The sequence below is a fragment of the Atopobacter phocae ATCC BAA-285 genome (assembly GCF_000526675.1).
Classification (GTDB): Bacteria; Bacillota; Bacilli; order Lactobacillales; family Aerococcaceae; genus Atopobacter; species Atopobacter phocae.
This window is the reverse complement of record NZ_JAGN01000057.1, coordinates 1-6,397: the sequence shown is the minus strand read 5'-3', so window position 1 is coordinate 6,397 and position 6,397 is coordinate 1. Positions and strand designations below refer to the sequence as shown.

The following is a 6,397-nucleotide window of genomic DNA, read 5'->3' as shown; positions in this document are numbered from 1 at the left end:
CAATCGGTTAATTGGCGCTGTCCTGATGGACACACATGACGAATGGCTCAGTTCTACAAGAAAGTATATCAAGTTTAACCAGTAAGAGAGTATAGAACATTGTATAGTATTTTACACAAGATTATGGACTTGACTCAAACTTACTAATTAAAATAGTTAGATATTAATATTTATACTTTAATCAAATGATTATTAGATAAAATACATAAAATTGTACTCAAAATAAAAATTATATAGAAATTCTCGTGTTTATTTCCTTCGAAATAATCGATTTAAATATGACATGAATTATGGACTGAATTTGATTATTCCAAAGTGCTTAAAGCGGTCTTAATAACATTTAAACGCTATATCCTCATAATCAAAACACCTTAACTAATCCTTCAATTGAAGGAGCAAACACCATCATCAAAGTACATAATCAAAACACTTATAATTATTGTAAGCATTCATATTTTAAAAATAGAATTTTATTCACCATGCTCTTGTATGTATCAAATCAATAATCGTAACATGTTGCGTTCTAACAATTTATCATGTATAAGAATCAACTATTCCCTTATTTACTCTATCTTTTAATTTATAAAAAAGAAGGTGAAGTAATCCTTCTGTTACTTCACCTTCTCAATCATTCAATTTAACTAAGCGCACTAATTTTTCATTCACCCATGATATAAAATTATGCGTTTAACTTTTATTTTATTATTTACTTAATACTTTGATGATTTCTTCATGCTCTGGGTATTGCTCGATCAAGTCACTGTAACTAAATAACTCAAAATCTTCATATTCAAATCCCGGTGATACCATACAGGATACCAGCGAAAAACCCTTGTCGACGGTTGATCCGAATATGGTCCCTTTAGGCACACGATATTGTAAAACTTGGCCATTCGTAACATGTAAACCTAAAATAACTTGTGTATAAACGCCATCTGGTGAGATCATATGAACAGTTAATGGTTGGCCATCATGATAGTACCATATCTCATCCGCTGTTAATCGATGAAAATGCGATGGGTTTTCTTTTTTCAACAGAAAATATATACTGGTGAAAAGAGCCCGTTCTTTTCCCTTTCCTTTTATCTTATCCTGCGATTTTTCAACTTCACAAAAATAGCCACCTTCCGGATGAGCTTTCATGTTTAAAGTGTTGATCCATTCTTCCGCTGATTGCCCCATAATAATCCCCTCACACTGGTTTTTTGTTTAATATAAAAATGATTAGTTAATTTATAGAATAAGTCATTGAAAACAGTCTATTTTAGTTTTATAAGTTGACATGCTACTTAGTACATCGTCTTATTTCATAAAAGCTACACAGTTATATTGACCAACCTGTGTGAGTCCATTTTTCTCATAAAATTTGATTGTTTTATCGCTATTTTCAGTTAGCAAGATGATTTGTCGAACATTTTGATACTCTTCAAGGATCATTTTTAAAAATTGACTACCTAGCCCATTTCCTTGATAAGATTCCAAAACTAAAATATCTTGAATATAAATAATTGTACAGCCATCACCAACAACTCGTGCTAATCCGACTAACAAATCATCATCCCAAGCCGTCCAAATTTTTAAAGAATTTTTTAAAGCATCTTCCAATTGTTTTGGATTAGACGTGTATGCACTCCAAGAAACATCATCATATAACTTAAGGATACGATTCAAATCCGGCATTAGTTGCTCTTTAATTATGATATTTTTCATTTTAACTCTCCTCACAACTCAAAAATAAATAATTATTATTATTGAAAGATGAATTTTAATCGCTTATTCACTCTTCTTACTCCTTTACTAGTTACTGTATAGAATAATCATCTATCATCGTGATAAAACGAAATCGAATCATTAATGCTTACTTTCAGTGAAATACTAACTATAAAAACTTATTTTAATACTTAAACTGGATTACTTGTTTCTCTACATTGACTTCTGCTTCAACACCAAAAGGAATAATGCATCTCGGCGTTGCATGTCCAACATTCACATTATAAACAACAGATAATTCTTTATCGGAAAGTTCTTCTAACAAAATTTCTTTATACTCATCATAGTACATTTCATTTTGAGGTTTTCCTACTAAAACCCCTGACAGAACATCAAATAGGCCGTATTCTTTTAATGCTCGAATCATCTTCCTAAATAATTCAGGCGTAGGCTTTTCTTCACTCGTTTCTAAAAGTAAAATTTTCCCTTTCCAATCTTCTAATTGAGGGAAAAGACTATATTTTGCACATAAAGAAACCGTGTCTTCAAATCTTGAGTTATCAAAAATATAATAAATTGACTCTAAACAACCACCCAAAATCTTTCCTTCAAATGCCGGTTGTCCTTTTAATAATTCAAAGCCTTTATTTGGATAGCTGGTCATCTCAATTCCAACAGCACTTTCACTGAAATCTTCTCGTTCCTGATACCAGAAATCGCTTGGTCGTATCTCATGAATTTTGCCTGTATGAATTAATTCTTCAAAATATTGCTTAGTATATGGCATCATTTCTTTGGCAAGCTCACATACATCTGGCAAAAATGCTTGCCCATAAAAAGTCTTAATCCCTACTTTATGTAACATCAAATGATTTATTGTCGTATCCGAGAACCCTAAAAATATTTTCTGTGTTGCTACCTTTTCTAACTCGTTATTTTCGAATAAATAGGGTAACAATCGATAAGTGTCCTCGCCTCCAACCGCACACAAAATCATATCGATTGAATCATCCATAAAGGCTGTCAATAAATCTTTCGCTCTACATTCAGGATGTTTTTTTATAAATTCTATACCTTTCAGGGCATGAGGTAAAAACTCCACTTCAATACCATATTGTTTTAATCGCTCCAAACCAATTTTCAATTCATGTTGAATAAACGACTCACCCATGATTCCGTTTGATAAACTTACAATGCCAATTTTTTGAATGCTCATAACTTCTCCTTATGTTGATGTATTGTTGAGAATATTCATTGTCGTAATAACTGCTCTAACAGAATATCTGTTTTAAAGTGGCTTTAAAACATTTGTATAATCGTTACTATCTTCCGCTATTCTAAAGGATAACACGAAGCACTTAAGATTAATCTATTGGTAAAAATTTACACGCTCATCATAATTAAAGTTTAGGTTTCAACAAATACACTTCAAGCCCCTCTCTATTTCCTTGGTACTCAAAACCAAATTTCAAGGCAATACTCTTGCTGGCAGTTTGTCTCTTATCAAATTCTAAGATGATATTTTTCCCTGCATTGCTGACTTTTTCTATTAATTGTTGTGTCAATTGGGTCGCATAGCCCTTTCCCCATTCGCTTCTTTTTAACAACCAACCGATTTCCATACTTTCATGATCATAATCATGATAAATGACATAACCTATAAACTTTTCGTTCTCATCATCAACAGAATATATTAAAGGAATATCCCCCATTCCCATATTCATTAAAAATGATTCCGTTTGCTGGAATGTGAAAGGTGGTTCTATATATTTCATGACCTTTTCGTCTGAAAGTAATTGATGCAGAGGAGTTAAATCATTTTTCGTCATTCTTCTAATTTTTAAAATCATTTCATCACCTACTTAAATGTTTAAACTTAAATAAGTATAAATTATAATTTAATATCTACCGCACATAATTTATTTAACTGGTAGAGAACTAAAATCTGTCTTTCTATCATCACTATTTTTCGCTATCATAGTTTCTACTGTAATGTTTAAGCTTTATTTATTTCATAGACATTTAAAGTCACATTTTTGTCTGACTTTTCTAGATATACTTTCTCTTTTTTTATAAAAGAAAATCCTGTTTTTTCTATGACTTTATTAGACCCTATATTTTCAATCATTGCTTTAATTAGTATTTTCCTATATCCAATTTCAAACATGTGATTAACCATGGCCTTACAGGCCTCTGTCATATAGCCTTTTCCCCAATATTTTTTTGCTGAAGCATATCCTATTTCAGGGTACCCTTCAGATGTAATGCCAATTACATCAATCATTCCCATTACTTCAGAACTTTCTTTAATTTCAATAGCAAATCTGATCGTATCGGGGGCTTTATATTTACTTAACCAAAAGTCTAAAATTTTTTCTGTATCTTTTTTGCTCTTATGAACAGGAAAAGTTACAAATCTTGTGACCTCTTCATCTGAATCCCAAGCATATATATAATCTAAATCACTTTCTTTTAATTTCCTAAGAACTAACCTTTCAGTTTCAATCATCACTTTCTCTCCTTATATATTCTTTTATCAATGCTCTCTGTTTTTTCAAAATCTAGTCACCATCATCTCTATTTGTTAACCAAAAATTGAAATAATTTTCATTTTTTGTTACTAAAGGTTATTATATCAAACAAATCACTAGTCCCAAATAAGAGTCGCCCTTTATTATTTTGGATATCATCACATCATATTCATTTTTTTATTAACAATAATTTATACATTTCATTTTAAAGCTTGTCTTGAGCAACCTGCATTTACTTATCAATTTTCCCTATTTTCTTTGGCTGTATTATGAGAATTTTATTTTACATGATTATCTACAATGTCCTCTTTTAATATACATATTATTATATGAAAAATAATTAAAATCAGACTCAGTCGTTCTTGAATCATATTCTTTATATTTTTTAACCTTATCTACTTTTACATTCTTAAGTGCAATATTATTTTATTTTCAATTTCTTTAGAGTTTTTTGTGATTTTGAATTTTTCTAATTGAAATATACTTATAAAATTTAAAGTTTTGTTATAATTGCTTATTTTCGTTCTTTCAATATTATTTTTTTATACTCATCATTGTCATTTATTACATTGTTAAATTATATGCAGAATGATTCCATTAAGTTAAGTTACAAAATATGATATTATGTATGTAACATGTTTTTTAAATATCTATATTTAAAAATTCTGTTAAAGATTAAAAATCAATTTATCTGTTTATAAAAATAACGCATACAGACCTTGCTATCATGTCTGGACTAACTGATGCAGCAATTCGTAACTATAATTAAGAAATAAATTTCCAAATATAGAACAACTAAGAAAGATAGCATACGCCCTTAAATGAGATATCTCTGCTTTAATTAATCATGAGTCTAATTCTATTTTTGAAATAATGCACATTATTTTTGTCTATAAAAAAGAAATGAAATTCAGACCACTTGCAGGGTAAGGTAAAACAACCGTCCTTTTATCTCATAATCTTAACTTTGACGACTTTTTAGTAGAATGGAATGAAATGAGAAAAAAACATTATAATGGGGAAATTTCAGATGAAGAATTTGAAGATTGTAATCTATCTTATCCGAAAAAATCAATATTTTTAAAGAAAAATAAAAAGAAAGAATAATGTAAATAATAGAAAATGATTATAGACCTATCACAAAGAAAATTAGAAGATGTGGAGAAAAAAATTATGGGGAACAAATTATCTTTAGAAGAACATATTAAGTCGTTTTCCAACCCTATCTGCGAAATAGATAAATCTACCGAAAAAAAGAATGTTCTGAATAAAATCAGTGAATATTTTGAAAAAAATCCAATAATTAAAAATAAAAAATATAAGATAAACCTTGGTAGAGTTTGGATATTAATAGGAAAAAAAGAAGGTAAAGAAGAGTCTGAATACGTTGCATTACAGATTGGACAAAGTGAAGATATAAATAAAGAAGTCCAGCAAAATATAAATTATATGTTTAATGATACCTTAGATAATATAAATGAAGATGAACGAATTACAACAAAAAAACTTTAATGGGTAAAAAATTTGAATATAAAAAAGGTGAAAATAAAAACAAATATTTATATAGATTGTTAAAGAAAAATTATTCATGCTTAAAATTTTATGAGGTTAACATAGATAAATATTTGAATATGAACACTAATAATCAGATATTAGATATTAGTTATGATTTATCTAAAGACTATGTTGCAGAATCAAAATTAGCAATAGAAACTAAAGCTTATTATTGGAATTATTACAATTCAGGAGTTGGAAAACGAGTCTATTTTTACTTTAAAAATAAAAGTATTTAAATTTACAAATCCAGTTTGTTTAAATAATATTTGCAAAGAATGTTTACTTTTAACGAAACTCAAAAAGCCCGTAACGATTAAGGGTTCTATAATTTATAGAGTTGATGACCGAAGACCTCAACTCTATTTTTTATTTTAGGGTACAAAAAAGAACAGATCTCCTGTATATTATAAGCGACCAAACCATAATAAAGGAGAGCTGTTCTATGCCTCATATTATATCATCTTTACTCGGATTAAACGATAAAAACATCAAAATTAATGACCAAAAATTAACAAAATGTTCAATTAAAGGACGTTTATCTTTTCTATTATCTGGCCAATTAATCGAGCCGATTGATTGTTGCCCGTGTTGTGGAAGCC

At 29.0% G+C, this 6,397-nt stretch carries 7 protein-coding genes; 2 read left to right on the top strand and 5 right to left on the bottom strand.

Features of this window, described 5'->3' with window-relative positions; genetic code table 11:
• Positions 1 to 702: 702 nt before the first annotated feature.
• The 5 genes from L866_RS0107760 to L866_RS0107740 all read right to left on the bottom strand — a co-directional run bounded on the left by L866_RS0107760 (position 703) and on the right by L866_RS0107740 (position 4,219).
• A complete protein-coding gene (locus tag L866_RS0107760) occupies positions 703 to 1,182 on the bottom strand; it encodes a cupin domain-containing protein (RefSeq protein ID WP_025730766.1) in 480 nt (159 codons plus the stop codon).
• A gap of 120 nt (positions 1,183 to 1,302) precedes the next feature.
• Complete coding sequence (locus L866_RS0107755) at positions 1,303 to 1,710, bottom strand: GNAT family N-acetyltransferase (protein WP_025730764.1); 408 nt, start codon at positions 1,708 to 1,710, stop codon at positions 1,303 to 1,305.
• Between the two features lie 184 nt (positions 1,711 to 1,894).
• Positions 1,895 to 2,926, bottom strand: coding sequence for a S66 family peptidase (locus tag L866_RS0107750; protein ID WP_025730763.1), 1,032 nt, complete (start codon positions 2,924 to 2,926; stop codon positions 1,895 to 1,897).
• A 184-nt stretch (positions 2,927 to 3,110) separates the two neighbouring features.
• Positions 3,111 to 3,560 carry a GNAT family N-acetyltransferase gene (locus L866_RS0107745; protein ID WP_025730762.1) on the bottom strand — a complete coding sequence of 150 codons (450 nt, stop codon included), beginning with the start codon at positions 3,558 to 3,560 and terminating at the stop codon, positions 3,111 to 3,113.
• A gap of 146 nt (positions 3,561 to 3,706) precedes the next feature.
• Positions 3,707 to 4,219 carry a GNAT family N-acetyltransferase gene (locus tag L866_RS0107740; protein WP_025730761.1) on the bottom strand — a complete coding sequence of 171 codons (513 nt, stop codon included), beginning with the start codon at positions 4,217 to 4,219 and terminating at the stop codon, positions 3,707 to 3,709.
• A gap of 1,180 nt (positions 4,220 to 5,399) precedes the next feature.
• On the opposite strand from L866_RS0107740, the gene L866_RS0107730 reads away from it, so the two are divergent.
• Positions 5,400 to 5,753, top strand: a complete 354-nt coding sequence (locus L866_RS0107730; protein ID WP_169729079.1) for a hypothetical protein — start codon at positions 5,400 to 5,402, stop codon at positions 5,751 to 5,753.
• Complete coding sequence (locus L866_RS08810; protein WP_025730758.1) at positions 5,753 to 6,034, top strand: hypothetical protein; 282 nt, start codon at positions 5,753 to 5,755, stop codon at positions 6,032 to 6,034. Before L866_RS0107730 ends, L866_RS08810 begins: the two co-directional genes overlap by 1 nt.
• The last annotated feature ends 363 nt before the right edge of the window (positions 6,035 to 6,397 follow it).